Here is a 14,990-nt window from a genome sequence, read left to right as displayed (position 1 = left end):
CGGACTCAGTCCGCGTCCCCGCCGGTCACCGGCGGGGACGCGCCGGTGTCCACGGGCGTGAGCGGCCCGGCGTGCCGGACGATGTTCTCCAGGGTGCACAGCTCCGTGCGGCCCCGTACGGACAGCAGCGGCATTCCGCTTTTGTCGCGGATCCCGAGGAACAGCCACTGGTTGCCGTCCCCGCCGTTCTCGGCCAGCGGCCGCGCCAGGTCGTAGACGCGGCCCCAGAGACAGTAGGGCCGCACCGCCTCCTGGTAGGCCGCGTGGAGCAGCCCCGGTACCTTGTGGGCCACGAGCCGCACCGGTACGCCGGCCCGCGTGCCGAAGGCCAGCTGGGCGTATCCGGCCGGCCGGGTGTCCTCCGCCGCCCCGGCGCCGATCTCGGAGAGCCACCGTTCCCAGTCGGCCAGGGTCCGGGCCCGGATGCAGACCACGACCCGGTCGTGGTCCTGCTCGATGGTGAGCACCTCGGGGCGGTCGCCGTGGTGGTCGACGAGGTCCTCGAAGACCTTCTCCGCGCGGGCGCAGCGGGCCTCCCACTCCGCCGGTGCCGGCAGCCGGGTCACCGTGCCGGGCTCGGGGGGCGGATCGGCGGCCGGATCCGTCCGGCGCAGCACGATGCCCTGGTGCGGCAGCACGGTGTCCGGGGGCGGCCGGTCGGCCCCGGGAGGCCCGGGAACGGCCTCCGGGGTGACCTCGGTGCGATCGACGCGGCCCATGGCGTTGATGTCGGTGAGGAGCCCGGCGGCGTCCAGGTCGACCGCGATGCGCAGTTCCAGCTCCGGCCCGCTGTAGGCCGCCAGCGCCTTGCGGATGATCCGCAGGGCGTGCGGGAGGTTGGGATTCAGGGTCATGCGGCGACCACCGGATGGCCGGCGGGGAGCGAGCGTGCCAGGCTCCGTACGGCCCGGTGGGTGAGGGTCTTGACCGCGCCCTCCCGTTTCCCCATGATCCTGGCCGTCTCGGCGACCGACATCCCCCGCCGGAAGCGGAGGGTCACGCACTCCTGCTGCAGGGAGCTCAGCCGGCCGACGGCCGCCCACAGGGCGGCATGGGTGTGGGCCTCGATGACCCGGTCCTCGGCCGCCCGCTCGTGGAGGTCGCCGTGGACCACCTCCCCGGGGAAGACCTCGCGCCGGGCCGGGCCGGACTTGTAGTGGTCGATGACGATGTTGCGCGCGATCACCGTCAGCCAGGCGCCGAAGGCCCCGCCCCGGCAGGAGAAGGTGCCGATGCCGCGCAGGGCGCGGAGGAACGTCTCGCTGGTGACGTCCTCCGCCAAGGCGGTGTTGCGCACCCGGTGCTGGACGAAGGCGAACACCTGCCGGTGATAGCGGTCGTAGAGAGCGGCGAAGGCCTCGGGGCTCCCGTCGCGGGCACGTGCCACGAGCCGCTGCTCGGCGGTCGTGTGCGGGAGGGCGGTCCGGGTGTCATCCGGTGTGGTCACGGCGGTGCCTTCCTGGTCGGGGGCGGGGACGGCAGGTCGCGGGGCGAGGATCCGGGTGTCGTCGGGCGGGAGGCCCAGGGCGGAGCGGAGGCGGCGGTAGGTGGCCGGACGCATGCGGCGTCTGGTTCCGACTTCGATGCGGCTGAGATAGCTGGCGGTGATGCCCACCCGCTCGGCGAGCTGGGGGATCCCGATGCCGCTGCGCATGCGGAGGTCCCGGACGACCGCCCCGTCCACGGGATACGTGGGTGAGGGACTCTGCATGGCGGAGAAAGTAGCGGGAGTTAGCGGCTATGTCCAGTCGCAATTAGCGGGTTTTCACGGCTAGTTGGCGCGAAGCTTCGCTAACTCCCGCTTATTTTGCGGTGCATATGCCAAGTCCTAGCCGGTCCTAGCCGGTCCTGAGAGGATGGGCGCATGGTTCCCCACCTCGATCGTTTGGCAGAGCGCGTCACGCGGCGCCGGCTGGATCTCGGCCTCGGTGTCGAGCCGGCCGCGCGGTCCGCCGGCATCAGCAAGGACACCTGGAAGCGGGTCGAGCGCGGTGCGCGGGTCCGTGACACCAGCTACGCGCACATGGAGCGGGCTCTGGGCTGGGCGCCGGGCAGCTGCCGCCTCGTACTCTCCGGCGGGGAGCCGGTCCCGGTCGAGCGGGCGGATGCCGACGCGGGGGTCGTCATCGCCTCGTTCCCCAGGGAGGAGGTGGAGGCCGGTATCCGGCAGGCCCTCGAGAGCGCGGCGATCGCGGTCACCGATCTGCAGGCGAGCAAGATCCGGGAGATGAACGAGCGGGTGCTGGAGGACCTGCGCCGCAGAGGGCTGATCTGAGCGGACGGGGACGGCGGGCGGCGGGCGGGGCGGAGGCGCGGGCCCGGCCGGGAGCGGTGTGCTCCGCCGCGGCGCGGCGCTCTGCAGGATTCCTGGGCCCGGAGGCGACGGAAGTGGCACGATCGGACGGTCACTCGGGGGTTCTCCCACTCCTGAAAAGGGGGAACCATGCGCAGCACTCTGGTGATTGCTGACCACGGGCCGGCCTTCCGCGGATGGGTGGCCCGCACCCGGACAGGGCGGGAGGTGTGCGTCGCTCCGCCCGCGGTCCGGACCGACCCGGTGGCCCGGCAGGTCGTGCGGGAACTGGTGACGCGACTCGGAGGGAACTGCACGGTCTGCGCCGGCTGCTTCATCGGGAGGGAATGACCGGCGGCCGGTTCGCGGAAGTCCCGGCGGCAGGGGTGCCTGCCGGACTGCCGTGACGACCTGACCGGCCGTCCGCTCCCGCTCCATGGCGCGTCCTCCGTGCAGCCGTCCTGTGCCGTGCCCGGCCCGGGGCGGCTGTGCGTGCGTCCCCCTATCCGTCCCGCGGGAGGGCCGGGCAGCCGGGCGAAAGCTGTTTGAAGCGGAGGGCCCCTGGTACCTCTAGAAGGACATTCGCCGCGGACGGTGCGAATCGCCCCGGACCCGGCCGGTATCCCTGGCGCCGGGCCCGGATATCCGCCCACACAAGGAGTGAGCCATCCCATGCCGTACGGAGCCTTCCTCGCAGCCGTGCGCGAGCGCGGTGGATACAGCGCGGACGAAGCGGACCGGGTCACCAGGGCCGTCCTGACCGCGCTGGGCACCCGGCTGACGCCCGATATCGCGGGTCATCTGGCCGACCAGCTGCCCGAGCCGCTGGCCGACATGATCAATGACGCGGAGGCCGCGGCCCGGGACTGGGGGGTGCGGACGTTCGTCGCCCATGTGGCCGAGGCCACCGGTGAGGACGAGGAGAGCGCCGAGGTGGCCGCCCGCGCGGTGCTGTCCACGCTGGCCGACCGGATCGGCCGCGGTGAGCGGGACGTGCTGCTCAGCCGGCTGCCCGCCGAGTACGCCGGTCTCTTCGGCTACCCGGAGCTGGCCGGCTGAGGGAGTGGCGGGGCGCCGGTGCGGAGGAGGCCGCCCGGCTTCGGCCCGGCCCCGGCCTCCGAAGCTCGCCCCCTGTCCGGGAGACCGTCAGCGTCCGTTGACCGGGTGATCTGTGATCTCCGTGGCTCCAGCCGCTTCGGTCCCCGGTCGCCGGGGGTGCGGCCGTCCCGCGTCCCGCATGGCGTCGGCGATCCAGGCGTAGGGGATGGGGTCGTGATGGTCCTCGGGCGCGGTCCCGTTGATCCGCGCCACCAGGGACAGATACCGGCCGTGGGTGTCGTCGTAGACGGGGCCCCCGGAGGTGGCTTCCTCTTCGGTGACCCGGCGCAGGATGCCGGGTATCTGACGGCAGCCGTCGGCCATCCGGTTGCGGACTTCGGGGGTGAGCGGTGTGCCGGACAGCGCGGTGGCCGCTGCCATGAAGCGGGTGACGGCCTGCTGGGCCCGGGCGGACCGGGGCGGTTCTCCGGCACGGTACGCGGCCAGGAGCTCCTCCATCGGCGGGGCCCCGGTCACGTGGATGAAGTCCTGCAACGGGCCGGTCGCCAGGACCTGCGCCTCCGGAGTGGAGTAGGCGTCCCGCAGGTAGGCGCGGACCGCGTCGCGGAACCCGGGATCCGTCACCAGGTCGGCCAGCTCGATCCAGGCCTCGAACTGGGCTGCCGTGGGGTCCGCGGGCAGGACCGGGCGCATCGTCCGCAACCGGTCGACGAAGCCCTCGGGGACGTCCAGGTCCTCGCCGGCGTCGTACCAGAAGTCATCGATGGTCTGTTCGCGTTCCTCGTCGGTCATCGAGACGAGCTTGTGCATCAGGCCGGCTTGAGCGGGCGTGCCGCCCCCCTGTTCGATCAGGGTTCTGAGCACCGCCCGCCTGGCCCGCAGGATGCGCTCCCGGCGCTCGACGATGCCCAGGTGCGTGGTGAGCAGGGCGTGCAGGGTCGTGCCGCCTTCGAGCAGGCGGCGGATCTCGTCCAGGCCGGTGTCCAGCTCGCGCAGGGTACGGACGAGTTCCAGCCGGGCGATGGCGGCGATGTCGTACATCCGGTGGCCGGCCCCGTTCAGGCCCGTGGGCTCGACCAGCCCGGCGTCGGCGTAGAACCGGACGGCACTCACGCTCAGGCCGCTGCGGCGCGCGGCGTCTCCGACGGGGTACAGCTCGTGGTCGTTCACGGGGTCACTGTGGTACCTCAAGTCGCTTGAGACGCAAGCCGGTTCACGTCCCCCCGGAGAGGCAACGGAGATCCGCCTCCCGGGCGATGCGGTCCCCGTCCCGGTCCGGGGAGGCTGCACAGCAGCGACCGCACGAAGGGAAGGCCATGGCAGTGATCAAGGAGCCCGACTGGAACACCGTGGGTGTCCTGGGATCCGCCCGGGGGGTACACGGGCGGGGAGCGGCTGGCCCGCCTCGGCATCGACCACGCCTCGGCGCGCGGCGCTCTGACCGGTGATCGCGTCCGTCTGGCGGCCGACCCCCGGTCCTTCGAGCAGTACATCGATGAGTCAGCGGGCCGGAGCGCGGTGAGGCCGGCCTGCTCCGGCAGCGGATCGACGGCCGATCCGGGCACCGGCCCCCTGGTCGAGATCCTCCTGAGGGAGGAGGCACGCGCCCGGCAGCTGATCGACGCACCGGCCACCGCCACCGGCGACTGACGGGGCACGGGGTCCCGGGCTTCGCCCACATGCCCGCCGCCCGTGCGGCAGGTGCCGGGGCGGGTCCGGACGGGGGCGGGTCCGGACGGGCGGGGCGGGAGCCGGGGCGGCGGTGTTCCGCGCGGGACGGGCCGGGGCGTCATCCCGCCGCGGGACTCATCCCTCGCCTTTCCGGGGACCTTCGCCGCCCCGGCCCCCGGTGTCCTCCGCGCCGCTGGGCCGCTCGGCCAGGAAGGTGTGCACGATCCCGCGCTGCCAGCCCGTCACCGGAGCGGTCCGCACCGGCGGCAGCCCCGCCCGGGCCAGCCGCTCGCGGAAGGCGCCCGCGGTGTCGAAGTCCAGCACGCTGCGCCACAGATGACGGTAGAGCGAGGCGTCGCCCCGGGACAGGGAACCGGCCGGGATCACGATGCCCCAGCAGACCGCCGACCAGACGAGCCGGTGGAACGGGGTCCCGGTCAGCGTGTACTCGTGCACGGCCAGTCGCCCGCCCGGGCGCAGCAGCTCGCGTACCGTCCGCAGCACCGCGTCCGGGTCCGCCACGTTCCGTACCAGGTAGGCGGCGAAGACGGCGTCGAACGGGCCCTCCGCGCCCGGCCGGGGCAAGTCCTCCGCCGCGGCGTGGACGAACTCGACGTCGCCGTCCCAGCGTTTGGCGGCCGCCTGCCGCAGCATGCCCGCCGAGGCGTCGACCGCCGTGATCCGGGCGCGGGGCGCGGCGGCGAGCAGGGCGGCCGTCGAGGCGCCCGTGCCGCAGCCCAGATCCAGCACCCGCATCCCGGCCCCCTGCGCGGGCAGCGCGAGCCGGCCGGCGGACAGCCGCAGATGCGCGTGGTAGCCCGGGTTGGCGGCGACGAGGCGGTCGTAGGAGCCCGAGGCCCGGTCGAAGGCGGCGGCGAGGGCGCCGTCCTGGAGTGTGGTCATGGCCCCGAGGGTTCCCCGGAGAGGGCGCGGGCCAAACGGAACCCGGACCACCGCTTCCGCGTGCCGGCAGCCGCGGCGGACGGCCGGGCCCGCCCGCCGCGGCTGTCGGCGGCCCGCGCGAGCCCTGGGAAGCGGGCCGCTGCGGAGCCCCAACACAGTAGGGTCGTCAGCACAGTTGACGGCCCGTCCGGCAGCGGGCGGCGGGGAAGGAGCGGTGCAGCATGGTGGACGCGGAGGGATGGATGCGGACCGGGTCCAGGCCGCCGGTCGAACTCCACACCGACCGGCCGCACGCCGCGCGCGTGTACGACGTCCTGCTGGGCGGCAAGACCAACTACCCGGAGGACCGGAAGGCGGCCGAACAGCTGCTGGAGACGATGCCGATGGCCGGCCTGGTGGCGCACCAGAACCGCGCCTTCATGCACCGCGCCGTGCGGTACCTGGCCCGGGAGGCCGGGGTCCGCCAGTTCCTCGACATCGGCACCGGCATACCGACCTCGCCCAATCTCCACGAGGTCGTCCAGGACGCCGACCCCGCCTGCCGGGTCGTCTACACCGACAACGACCCGATCGTGCTGGCCCATTCACGGGCCCTGCACGAGTCCACCCCCGAGGGCCGGACCGCCTACATCGAGGCCGATCTGTGCGACCCCGACGGCATCCTGGAGCACCCCCGGCTCCGCGCGACGCTCGACTTCGGACAGCCCGTAGCGGTGACCCTGGTGGCGGTGCTGCACTGGCTTCCGGAGCGGGCCGACCCGTACGGCATCGTCGCCCGCCTCCTCCGGGACCTTCCCCCGGGCAGCCACCTCGTGCTCAGCCATGCCACGAACGACTTCGAACCGGCCATGCTGAAACAGGTTTCGGACAACTTCAAGGCCAAGGGGTCGAACGTGACGCCGCGGAGCAAGGACGAGGTGCAGCGCTTCTTCGACGGCCTCGACCTCGTGGAGCCGGGCCTCCAAGTCGCCCAGCGCTGGCGCCCCGATCCGGTCGACGTGGGCGCGGAGACCCTCTCCGACACCGACATCCCGCTCTACGTCGGCGTCGCCCGCAAGCCCTGACCCGAAGCGCACCGCGCGCGAAGGAGGGGCTCCGGACCGCCGTGCTCCGGCTGGTGCGGTGCACGCGGCCGCACTTAGAGTCTCGCGTACGGCATATGAGGGCCTGTGCGAGGGGTTTCCGGGGCGGGCGCGGAGCCGTCCGCCCAGCGGCGGAGGAGGCTGGGATGGCGGGGACCGGCGGTGACGAGCGGCCCGACCGGGCGGACGACTTGGAGAGCGTGACATGGAGGAAAAGCCACCGCAGCGCGCCGGGCGGCAACTGCGTGGAACTCGCGGTACTCCCCGGGGGCAGGATCGCGGTGCGCAACTCCCGTTACCCGGAAGGACCCGTGCTGGTCTGGACCCGGGAGGAGATGGCCGCCTTCGTCCGCGGGGCGAAGGACGGCGACTTCGACGCCCTGGCGAGACGGGAGCAGTCCGCGTGACCGGCTCGGCGGTCGCCGGCGGGGGACCGGCCGCCCGCCGTCTCCCCAGGAGCGGGCGGCCGCGCACCGGGCAGGAGGTGCCGCGGTGAACGCGCTCACGGAACCGGACGACGCCTTACCCGTACGGCGCTACCTGGACCGGCCCGAGGCCGGGCCCACCGTGCTGCGGATCGTGGTCGGCGCCCAGCTGCGGCGGCTGCGCCGGGAACGCGGCATCACCCCGGAGGCGGCCGGCCGGGCGATCCGCGCCTCCCATGCGAAGATCAGCCGTCTCGAACGCGGGCAGGTGGGCTTCAAGACCCGTGACCTGGAGGATCTGCTCACCCTCTACGGAGTCCACGACCCGGACGAGCGCTCGGACTACCTCACCCTCGGCCGCCGGGCCAACCGCCCCGGCTGGTGGCACGAGTACAGCGACGTCCTGGAGGACTGGTTCGAGCTGCACATCGGTCTGGAGGAGTCCGCCCAGCTCATCCGCACCTACGAGGTGCAGTTCCTCCCCGGCCTTCTCCAGACCGAGGCGTACGCGCGGGCGGTGACCCGGATCGGTTACCCGGACGCCCCCCGGCGCAAGATCGACCGCCTGGTGGAGCTGCGGCTCGCCCGGCAGAAGCTGCTCACCCGGCCGGACGCCCCGAAGCTCTGGGCGGTCGTGGACGAGGCGGTGCTGCGCCGGCCCTTCGGCGGCCCGGAGGTGATGCGCGCCCAGCTGGAGCATCTGCTGGCCGTGAGCGAGCTGCCGAGCGTGTCGCTCCAGGTGGCGCCGTTCAGCGTGGGCGCGAACGCCGCGGCCGGTACCCCCGTCACGCTGCTGCGGTTCCGGGAGCCGGACCTGCCGGACAAGGTCTATCTGGAGCAGCTGACCGGCGCGGTGTACCTCGACAAGCGGGAGGACGTCGACCAGTACGGGCTGATCATGGAACGGCTGTGCGCGGAGGCGGAACCCCCGGAGGAGAGCCGGGAGTTCCTCAGGGAACTGCTCGGCCGGGAGTACTGACCGGCGCGCCGCTGCCCGGGCCCGGTGCCCGCCCCGGCGGCGGACCGCGCGGCGCCCGCCGGGCAGGGACCCCCGCCGGGCGCCGTCGCGCGGGTACGGGCCCGGGCGGTGTGCCGTGCCGGGAAGCCGGCTCAGAGATGGTCGCGGGGCACCGTCTCGTTCCAGTTGCGGGAGAACACCCGCTCCCCGCCCTCGTAGCCGTCGAGCGTGGCGTGCAGCAGGAACTCCGTCTCCGTGGAGCGGAGCACCGTACGGGTCACGGTCCGCACCTCCCAGCCGTCCCGGCGGAACGTCATCGTCCACGCCGACTCGCCGCGCACCGACTGGAAGTCGTCGGCCACCGAGTCGTACCGCTCGTAGGCGCGGCGGCCCGCTTCGAGGCCGATGTCCTCGTAGCGCACGGTGCCGTTGTCCTTGACGATCTCCAGCGACGCGTTGTAGCCGACCAGGTCGCGGGAGACGGTCCAGCGCTGCTCGGGCGGGGACACCTGGGTGGCCTCCAGCGGGGGTGTGCCCTCCGGCTCGTCGAAGGGCCGCGCCGCCACCTCGTCCGGCTCGGCCGCGGGCCGCACCGGCAGCGTCAGCGCGCTGGCGCCGGAGTACACCGCCAGCAGCACCGGCCGCGGCGGCGGCCAGGCCAGCGGCCAGTACGAGGTCGACAGCGACAGCCGGATCCGGTGCCCCGGCGGGAAGGCCTGAGCCGTGCCGTTGAGCTGCACCACCGCCCGGTACCGCTCCCCGGGCACCAGCGGCTCCGGCGCGGCCCGGCCGTCCCTGCGGGTGAGGTTCAGCAGGCCGTAGCTGACCCGGGTGGCACGGCCGTCCGGCGCCACGTCCGACAGCCGCGCCGCCACCATCGCCACCGGCTCGCTGACCGACAGGTCGAGTTCCACCGTCGGGGCGCCCAGGATCTCCAGCCGCTCGGGCAGCGGATCGGTGTCGAAGACCATCGACCCGCCGTCCTCCTCCCGCTGGTCGTAGGGGAGGTCCGGCGGCGCGTTGTACGAGGCCCACTTGCCGGCGAACTGCCCGACGGACAGCGGCGACTGCACCGTCATCTCCGTCCCGTCGGCGGTCGTCTCGCCCGGCGCGCCGATCCGGTGCCGGCTCAGCGGATGGGACATCCGCTCGATGTGCGGAGAGGGCCAGGCCGGCTCGCCGACCCAGCGGCCAGGGCGCTCCTCGTAGGACGTGGACGGCGGCACGCTCTCCTGCATCCAGGCGCGCAGCATCGGCCCGTCCATGGCCTCGTTGTCCTTGTCCTTGAGCCAGTGGTCCCACCAGCGGACGACCTCCTGGAGGTAGCCGATGGCCGGGCCGGGCTCGCCCAGGTGCGGATACTTGTGCGACCAGGGGCCGATCAGCCCGCGGCGGGGGACGTCCAGGTTCTCCAGCAGCCGCGTCACGGCGTTGGAGTAGCCGTCCGCCCAGCCGCTGGAGGCCAGCACCGGCACCCGCACGGCCGAGTAGTCCTCGCAGACCGAGGCGTGCCGCCAGTAGTCGTCGCGCCGCTGGTGGTGCAGCCACTCCGCGGCCCAGGGGCGGCTGTTCTCCAGGCGCTCCCGCCACATGTCGCGCCAGCGGTCCCCGACGAGCGCGGGGTCCGGCGGGCAGGTGGCGTAGGCGAACATGGTGCCCGCCTCGGCCAGGTTGTCCGAGAGCAGACAGCCGCCCATGTAGTGCATGTCGTCGGCGTAGCGGTCGTCGGTGAAGGACGCGATGACGATCGCCCGCAGACTCGGCGGCCGGCGGGCCGCGACCTGGAGGGCGCTGAAGGCCCCCCAGGAGATGCCCATCATGCCGGTGCGTCCGTCGCACCACGGCTGGTCGGCCAGCCAGGCGAGGACGTCCTCGGCGTCGGTCTGCTCCACCTCCAGGTACTCGTCGGTGAGGACGCCCTCGGACTCGCCGGTGCCGCGGATGTCGACCCGTACACAGGCGTAGCCGTGACCGGCCATGTAGGGGTGGTGGATGGAGTCGCGTACGGAGCTGAGGTCACGCTTGCGGTACGGGATGTACTCCAGCACCGCGGGCACCGGCTCGTCGTCCGAGGCGGTCGGCCGCCAGATCCGGGCCGAGAGCCGGGTGCCGTCCGAGACCGGGATCCGGACGTGCTCCTCTTCCTTGATCGCGCAGGGCAGGCTGGTGACGGCTCGCATGAATCAGTCGCGCTCCTCCTCGGGTGCGGCGTCGAATTCGAAGGGAAGCGCCGCCACACACCGGTCGTACTTCTCGCAGAGCTCTTCCTCGCTGTCCGCGCCGATGAAGAGATGGGCGAGCTCGAAGCTGTAGCTGTCCTGGCCCGGGAGGTCCGAGAGCCGCTGGCCCCGGCCGGGCACGATCTCGATCTTCACCCCCGGTACCTCCTCCTGCAGCCGCTCGATCTCCTCCTCGGTCGGCACCCGCCGCGCCACACCGTCCTCGAAGCGCCGGTAGTACCACTTGGCGGCCACCTGGTACGGCCCCTCGCCCTGCGGCAGCCGCGGGTCCTGGCCGAGGGCCAGGCTGAGCATGCAGTGGTGGTTCGGCACGCCGTCGACGTACTCGAACATCTCGGCGTGCGACTGCGAGTGCCGCGGATTGATCTCCAGCAGATTCAGCTCATCGGTCTCCTTGTCGTAGAAGTACTCGATGCTGAACGTCGCGGAATCCATGCCGATCTGCGAGATGACCCGCTTCGACACGTCCTTGATCCGTTCCACGACGGACTCGGGCAGCAGCTGGGTGGGGTACTGGTGGCGGAGGAAGCAGGGGGAGTCCGGGTAGTTGATGGAGTCGAGGACGCCGTACACGGTGACCTCGCCGTTGTGGACGTAGCCCTCGGCGGCGAACTGCTCGCCGCTGAGCGACTCCTCGGCCAGGCACGCCTGACCGCCCGCCTCCTCGACCTCCGCCGGCAGCTCCAGCTGGTCGAGGATGTACTCGAAGGGCTTGCCGACGCGCGAAACGCCCTCGCGGATCTCGCCGATCGCCTCGTGGAACTCCTTTTCGTCCTTGACGCCGAAGGCCAGTTCGGAGGAGAAGGACTTGACGGGCTTGAGCCACATCGGGAAGGACAACCCCTCGGGCGGACCGGGTTCCGAGAACGGATCCACCACCGCGAAGCGCGGGTGCTCGTCGATGACCTTCCGCTGCTCCAGCCGGCTCCAGTACTTGTGCTCGCACTTGACGATGGATTCCAGGCTCGTGCTGTGCAGTCCATAGCGTGCGCACAGAATGGGGACCAGCGTGCTCACCGGGAAATCCCAGTAGCCCACGATGGCGTCGATGCTTCCCTCGAAGGCGTCCAGCTTCGCCTGGGCCTTCTCGATCAGTTCCACCACGGGAATGTCGCCGACCTGGAGTTCCTCGATGGTCAGCAGCGGATGAAAACGGTAATTCACCGCCAGGGGGACGTCCTGGAGCGTGTCCAGATTCCCCTCGTCCATCCCGATGACGAAAATATTCGCTTGGCTCACCAGTTCCTCCGCCCTGTGGGAATCTCCCGTACAAACGGAGCGGCTACCCTGACCCGTCCCGCGCAATCTTCCCGGTCAGCGGCCCGCTCCCCGGACGCCCCGCCGTTCCGCCGGCCGGTCCGGCCCCGCCCGGGCGAACGTAGGATCGATCCCATGGAACAGCGAGTACTGGGCAGGACGGGCCGCGAGGTGTCCGTCGTCGGACTGGGAACATGGCAGCTCGGAGCGGACTGGGGCGAGATCCGGGAGGAGGACGCCCTCGCCGTGCTCGACGCCGCGGTGGAGTCCGGCGTCACCTTCTTCGACACGGCGGACGTGTACGGCGACGGCCGCAGCGAGCAGCTGATCGGCCGCTACCTCCGGGAGCGCCCCGACGCCGGGATCTTCACCGCCACCAAGATGGGCCGCCGGGCGGAGCAGCTTCCCGAGCACTACAACCTGGACAACTTCCGTGCCTGGACCGACCGTTCACGGGCCAACCTGGGCGTCGACACCCTCGACCTGGTGCAGCTCCACTGCCCGCCCACCCCGGTGTACTCCTCGGACGCCGTCTTCGACGCCCTCGACACCCTGGTGGCCGAGAAGCGGGTGGCCGCGTACGCGGTGAGCGTGGAGACCTGCGAGGAGGCGCTGGCCGCGATCGCCCGCCCGGGGACGGCGAGCGTGCAGATCATCCTCAACCCGTTCCGGCTCAAGCCGCTGGAGCGGGTGCTCCCCGCCGCCGCCGAGGCGGGCGTCGGCATCATCGCCCGGGTGCCGCTGGCCTCCGGACTGCTGTCCGGCCGCTACACCCGGGACACCGTCTTCTCCGCGGACGACCACCGGACGTACAACCGCCACGGCGAGGCCTTCGACCAGGGCGAGACCTTCTCGGGTGTGGACTTCGCCACCGGTGTCGAGGCCGCCGCCGAGTTCGCCGGACTGGCCCCCGAGGGCGCCACACCGGCCCAGACCGCGCTCCGCTGGATCGTCCAGCAGCCCGGCGTCACTTCGGTCATCCCCGGCGCCCGTTCGCCCGAGCAGGCACGGGCCAACGCGGAGGCCGCCACGCTGCCGCCGCTGCCGCAGGCCACCCTGGACGCCGTCCGCGAGCTGTACGACCGCCGCATCCGGGCGCAGGTGCACAGCCGCTGGTGACCCCGGGGACCCGGCCCGCCCTCCCCGTCCCGTACGCGGCGCCGCCCGCGGAGGGCCGGGGCGGGCCGGGAGCGCCCGCGCGGAAGCGGGCGGCACCGGAGGCGGTTCTCAGTGCCGGGGCCGGGAGGCCCCCGGCTTCCCGGCGCCCCGGGAGACCAGGGCGGCGATCCTGGCGGCCGGCCCCGGCGCCCGCGTCCGGCCGGGACCCCGGCCGTGCGCGGACGCGCCGCTCCGGCCGGCCCCGGCTCCCCGGCGCCCCCTTCGCGCGAGGAATCCGTCCGTCCCGGCCTCCGTCCGCGCGGACCGCCCGGCGGCGGAGGCGATGTTCCGGGCCATGCCGCCGAACACCACGGCGTGGAACGGGGAGACGCTCCACCAGTACAGATGGCCGGCGAAGCCGTGCGGGTGGAAGAGCGAACGCTGCCGGTAGACGGTGCGGCCCCGCTCGTCCCGCCCGGCGGTCATCTCCAGCCAGGCGAGCCCGGGGAGGCGCATCTCCGCACGCAGCCGCAGCAGCCGGCCCCGCTCGATCTCCTCCACCCGCCAGAAGTCGAGCGAGTCGCCCACGCGCAGCCGGTGCGGATCCCGGCGGCCGCGCCGCAGGCCGACCCCGCCGACGGCCCGGTCGGCCCAGCCCCGCACGGCCCAGGCCAGCGGGAAGGAGTACCAGCCGTGCTCGCCGCCGATGCCCTCGATCACCCGCCACAGGGCCTCGGGCGAGGCCTCGACGAGCCGCTCCCGGTCGTCGGTGTAGAGATCACCGCCGGCCCAGTCCGGGTCGGTCGGCAGCGGATCGCTGGGGGCGCCGGGGACGGAGGCCGAGGACCAGCGGGTGGCGACGTCGGCCTCCTTGATCCGCTGGAGGGCCAGCTCCACCGACCGCCGGAACCCGGTCAGCCCTTCCGGCGGGTCCGGGACATGGCGGGCGATGTCGTGCTCATGGCAGACCACCTCGTGGCGCAGTGACTCGGTCAGTGGCCGGGCGAGCGGCGCGGGAACCGGCGTGACCAGCCCGATCCAGTGACTGGAGAGCCCCGGGCTCAGCAGCGGCAGGGTCACGATCAGCCGCCGGGGCAGCCCGGCCGTCCGCGCGTACTGCCGCATCATCTCCCGGTACGTCGTCACATCGGGACCGCCGATGTCGAAAGCGCGGTCGACCTCCGCGGGGAGCCGGGCGCAGCCCACGAGGTAGCGGAGCACGTCCCGTACCGCGACGGGCTGGATCCGGGTGCGGACCCAGCGGGGTGTGACCATCACCGGCAGCCGCTCGGTGAGGTGCCGGAGCATCTCGAAGGAGGCCGAGCCCGAGCCGATGACCACCGCCGCCCGCAGGACCGCCGCCGGCACCTCGCCGTCCAGCAGGATCCGTCCCACCTCGGCCCGGGACCGCAGATGCGGCGAAAGCTCCCGCTCGGGCACCCCCGCCGGGGTCAGCCCGCCCAGATAGACGATCCGCGAGACTCCGGCGCGGTGCGCCTCCTCGGTGAAGATCCGGGCCGCGCGGCGGTCCGTCTCCTCGAACCCGGAACCGGCACCGAGGGCGTGCACCAGGTAGTAGGCCACGTCCACCCCGCTCATCGCGGCCCGCACCGACTCCGCGTCCGTCACATCCCCCCGTACGGTCTCGACCCGGCCGGCCCAGGGGTGGTCGCGGAGCTTGCCCGGGGTTCGGGCCAGGCACCGCACGGCGAAGCCCGCGGCCAGCAGCTCCGGCACCAGCCGGCCGCCGATGTATCCGGTGGCGCCGGTCACCAGACAGCGCTGCGGGGGCCGGTCCCCGTCCGTCCCCGTCTCCACATCGGCCTCCCGGTCTCGGCCCGCCGCCGGCGGGAGCGGCGGGTGTCGGCGCGGACGCGGGCGGGCGTGCCGCGCCCCCACTCTGGCACGCCCGGCGCGGAGCGCCAGCCCGGCTCTTCCGAACGGGGGACGGACGGGCCCACGCCGGACCGGCACGCATGAGCCGGGAACCGTGCGGAAGAAGAA

15 protein-coding genes are annotated in these 14,990 nt (G+C 73.1%); 8 read left to right on the top strand and 7 right to left on the bottom strand.

Features of this window, described 5'->3' with window-relative positions; all coding sequences use genetic code 11:
- Positions 1-5: 5 nt before the first annotated feature.
- Entirely contained in the window at positions 6-854 is an 849-nt protein-coding gene (locus tag E4N63_RS00725; RefSeq protein ID WP_230239643.1) for a BN159_2729 family protein, read from the bottom strand.
- Complete coding sequence (locus E4N63_RS00720; protein WP_230239642.1) at positions 851-1,711, bottom strand: sigma-70 family RNA polymerase sigma factor; 861 nt, start codon at positions 1,709-1,711, stop codon at positions 851-853. The genes E4N63_RS00725 and E4N63_RS00720 overlap by 4 nt, the downstream gene beginning before the upstream one ends.
- A 153-nt stretch (positions 1,712-1,864) precedes the next feature.
- Here E4N63_RS00720 and E4N63_RS00715 point away from each other — a divergent pair, with 153 nt between their 5' ends.
- The 3 genes from E4N63_RS00715 to E4N63_RS00705 all read left to right on the top strand — a co-directional run bounded on the left by E4N63_RS00715 (position 1,865) and on the right by E4N63_RS00705 (position 3,352).
- Complete coding sequence (locus tag E4N63_RS00715) at positions 1,865-2,275, top strand: helix-turn-helix domain-containing protein (protein ID WP_125625604.1); 411 nt, start codon at positions 1,865-1,867, stop codon at positions 2,273-2,275.
- Between the two features lie 168 nt (positions 2,276-2,443).
- Positions 2,444-2,644, top strand: a complete 201-nt coding sequence (locus E4N63_RS00710) for a hypothetical protein (protein WP_125625603.1) — start codon at positions 2,444-2,446, stop codon at positions 2,642-2,644.
- Positions 2,645-2,965: 321 nt separating this feature from the next.
- Positions 2,966-3,352 (top strand): DUF2267 domain-containing protein, encoded by a 387-nt coding sequence (locus tag E4N63_RS00705; protein ID WP_230239641.1) that lies wholly within the window; start codon positions 2,966-2,968, stop codon positions 3,350-3,352.
- An 87-nt stretch (positions 3,353-3,439) separates the two neighbouring features.
- On the opposite strand, the gene E4N63_RS00700 is transcribed toward E4N63_RS00705, so the two are convergent.
- Positions 3,440-4,522 (bottom strand): MerR family transcriptional regulator, encoded by a 1,083-nt coding sequence (locus E4N63_RS00700; protein ID WP_230239640.1) that lies wholly within the window; start codon positions 4,520-4,522, stop codon positions 3,440-3,442.
- A 183-nt stretch (positions 4,523-4,705) separates the two neighbouring features.
- On the opposite strand from E4N63_RS00700, the gene E4N63_RS00695 reads away from it, so the two are divergent.
- Positions 4,706-5,002, top strand: coding sequence for a hypothetical protein (locus E4N63_RS00695; RefSeq protein WP_230239639.1), 297 nt, complete (start codon positions 4,706-4,708; stop codon positions 5,000-5,002).
- 156 nt (positions 5,003-5,158) lie between these two features.
- Here the strand turns inward: E4N63_RS00695 and E4N63_RS00690 are convergent, their stop codons facing one another.
- Positions 5,159-5,926 (bottom strand): class I SAM-dependent methyltransferase, encoded by a 768-nt coding sequence (locus E4N63_RS00690; protein WP_230239638.1) that lies wholly within the window; start codon positions 5,924-5,926, stop codon positions 5,159-5,161.
- Between the two features lie 221 nt (positions 5,927-6,147).
- On the opposite strand from E4N63_RS00690, the gene E4N63_RS00685 reads away from it, so the two are divergent.
- The 3 genes from E4N63_RS00685 (at position 6,148) to E4N63_RS00675 (ending at position 8,412) form a co-directional block, all read left to right on the top strand.
- Complete coding sequence (locus tag E4N63_RS00685) at positions 6,148-6,990, top strand: SAM-dependent methyltransferase (protein ID WP_125624670.1); 843 nt, start codon at positions 6,148-6,150, stop codon at positions 6,988-6,990.
- 164 nt (positions 6,991-7,154) lie between these two features.
- On the top strand, positions 7,155-7,415 hold the full coding sequence (locus E4N63_RS00680; RefSeq protein ID WP_125624669.1) for a DUF397 domain-containing protein: 261 nt from the start codon (positions 7,155-7,157) through the stop codon (positions 7,413-7,415).
- A gap of 85 nt (positions 7,416-7,500) precedes the next feature.
- A complete protein-coding gene (locus tag E4N63_RS00675; RefSeq protein WP_125624668.1) occupies positions 7,501-8,412 on the top strand; it encodes a helix-turn-helix transcriptional regulator in 912 nt (303 codons plus the stop codon).
- A gap of 131 nt (positions 8,413-8,543) precedes the next feature.
- Here E4N63_RS00675 and E4N63_RS00670 read toward each other — a convergent pair whose 3' ends face one another.
- Entirely contained in the window at positions 8,544-10,571 is a 2,028-nt protein-coding gene (locus tag E4N63_RS00670; protein WP_125624667.1) for a CocE/NonD family hydrolase, read from the bottom strand.
- 3 nt (positions 10,572-10,574) lie between these two features.
- Positions 10,575-11,840 (bottom strand): acetyl-CoA carboxylase biotin carboxylase subunit family protein, encoded by a 1,266-nt coding sequence (locus tag E4N63_RS00665; protein WP_125624672.1) that lies wholly within the window; start codon positions 11,838-11,840, stop codon positions 10,575-10,577.
- Positions 11,841-12,023: 183 nt separating this feature from the next.
- Between E4N63_RS00665 and E4N63_RS00660 the strand changes: the two genes are divergently transcribed.
- Complete coding sequence (locus E4N63_RS00660; RefSeq protein ID WP_230239637.1) at positions 12,024-13,007, top strand: aldo/keto reductase; 984 nt, start codon at positions 12,024-12,026, stop codon at positions 13,005-13,007.
- A 108-nt stretch (positions 13,008-13,115) separates the two neighbouring features.
- Here E4N63_RS00660 and E4N63_RS00655 read toward each other — a convergent pair whose 3' ends face one another.
- Positions 13,116-14,804, bottom strand: a complete 1,689-nt coding sequence (locus E4N63_RS00655; RefSeq protein WP_230239636.1) for an SDR family oxidoreductase — start codon at positions 14,802-14,804, stop codon at positions 13,116-13,118.
- Positions 14,805-14,990: the final 186 nt, after the last annotated feature.

The sequence above is a fragment of the Streptomyces sp. MNU89 genome (assembly GCF_020982505.1).
Lineage (GTDB): Bacteria > Actinomycetota > Actinomycetes > Streptomycetales > Streptomycetaceae > Streptomyces > Streptomyces xinghaiensis.
Note: the sequence above shows the minus strand (reverse complement) of the source record. Positions and strands in the feature narration are given on the sequence as shown.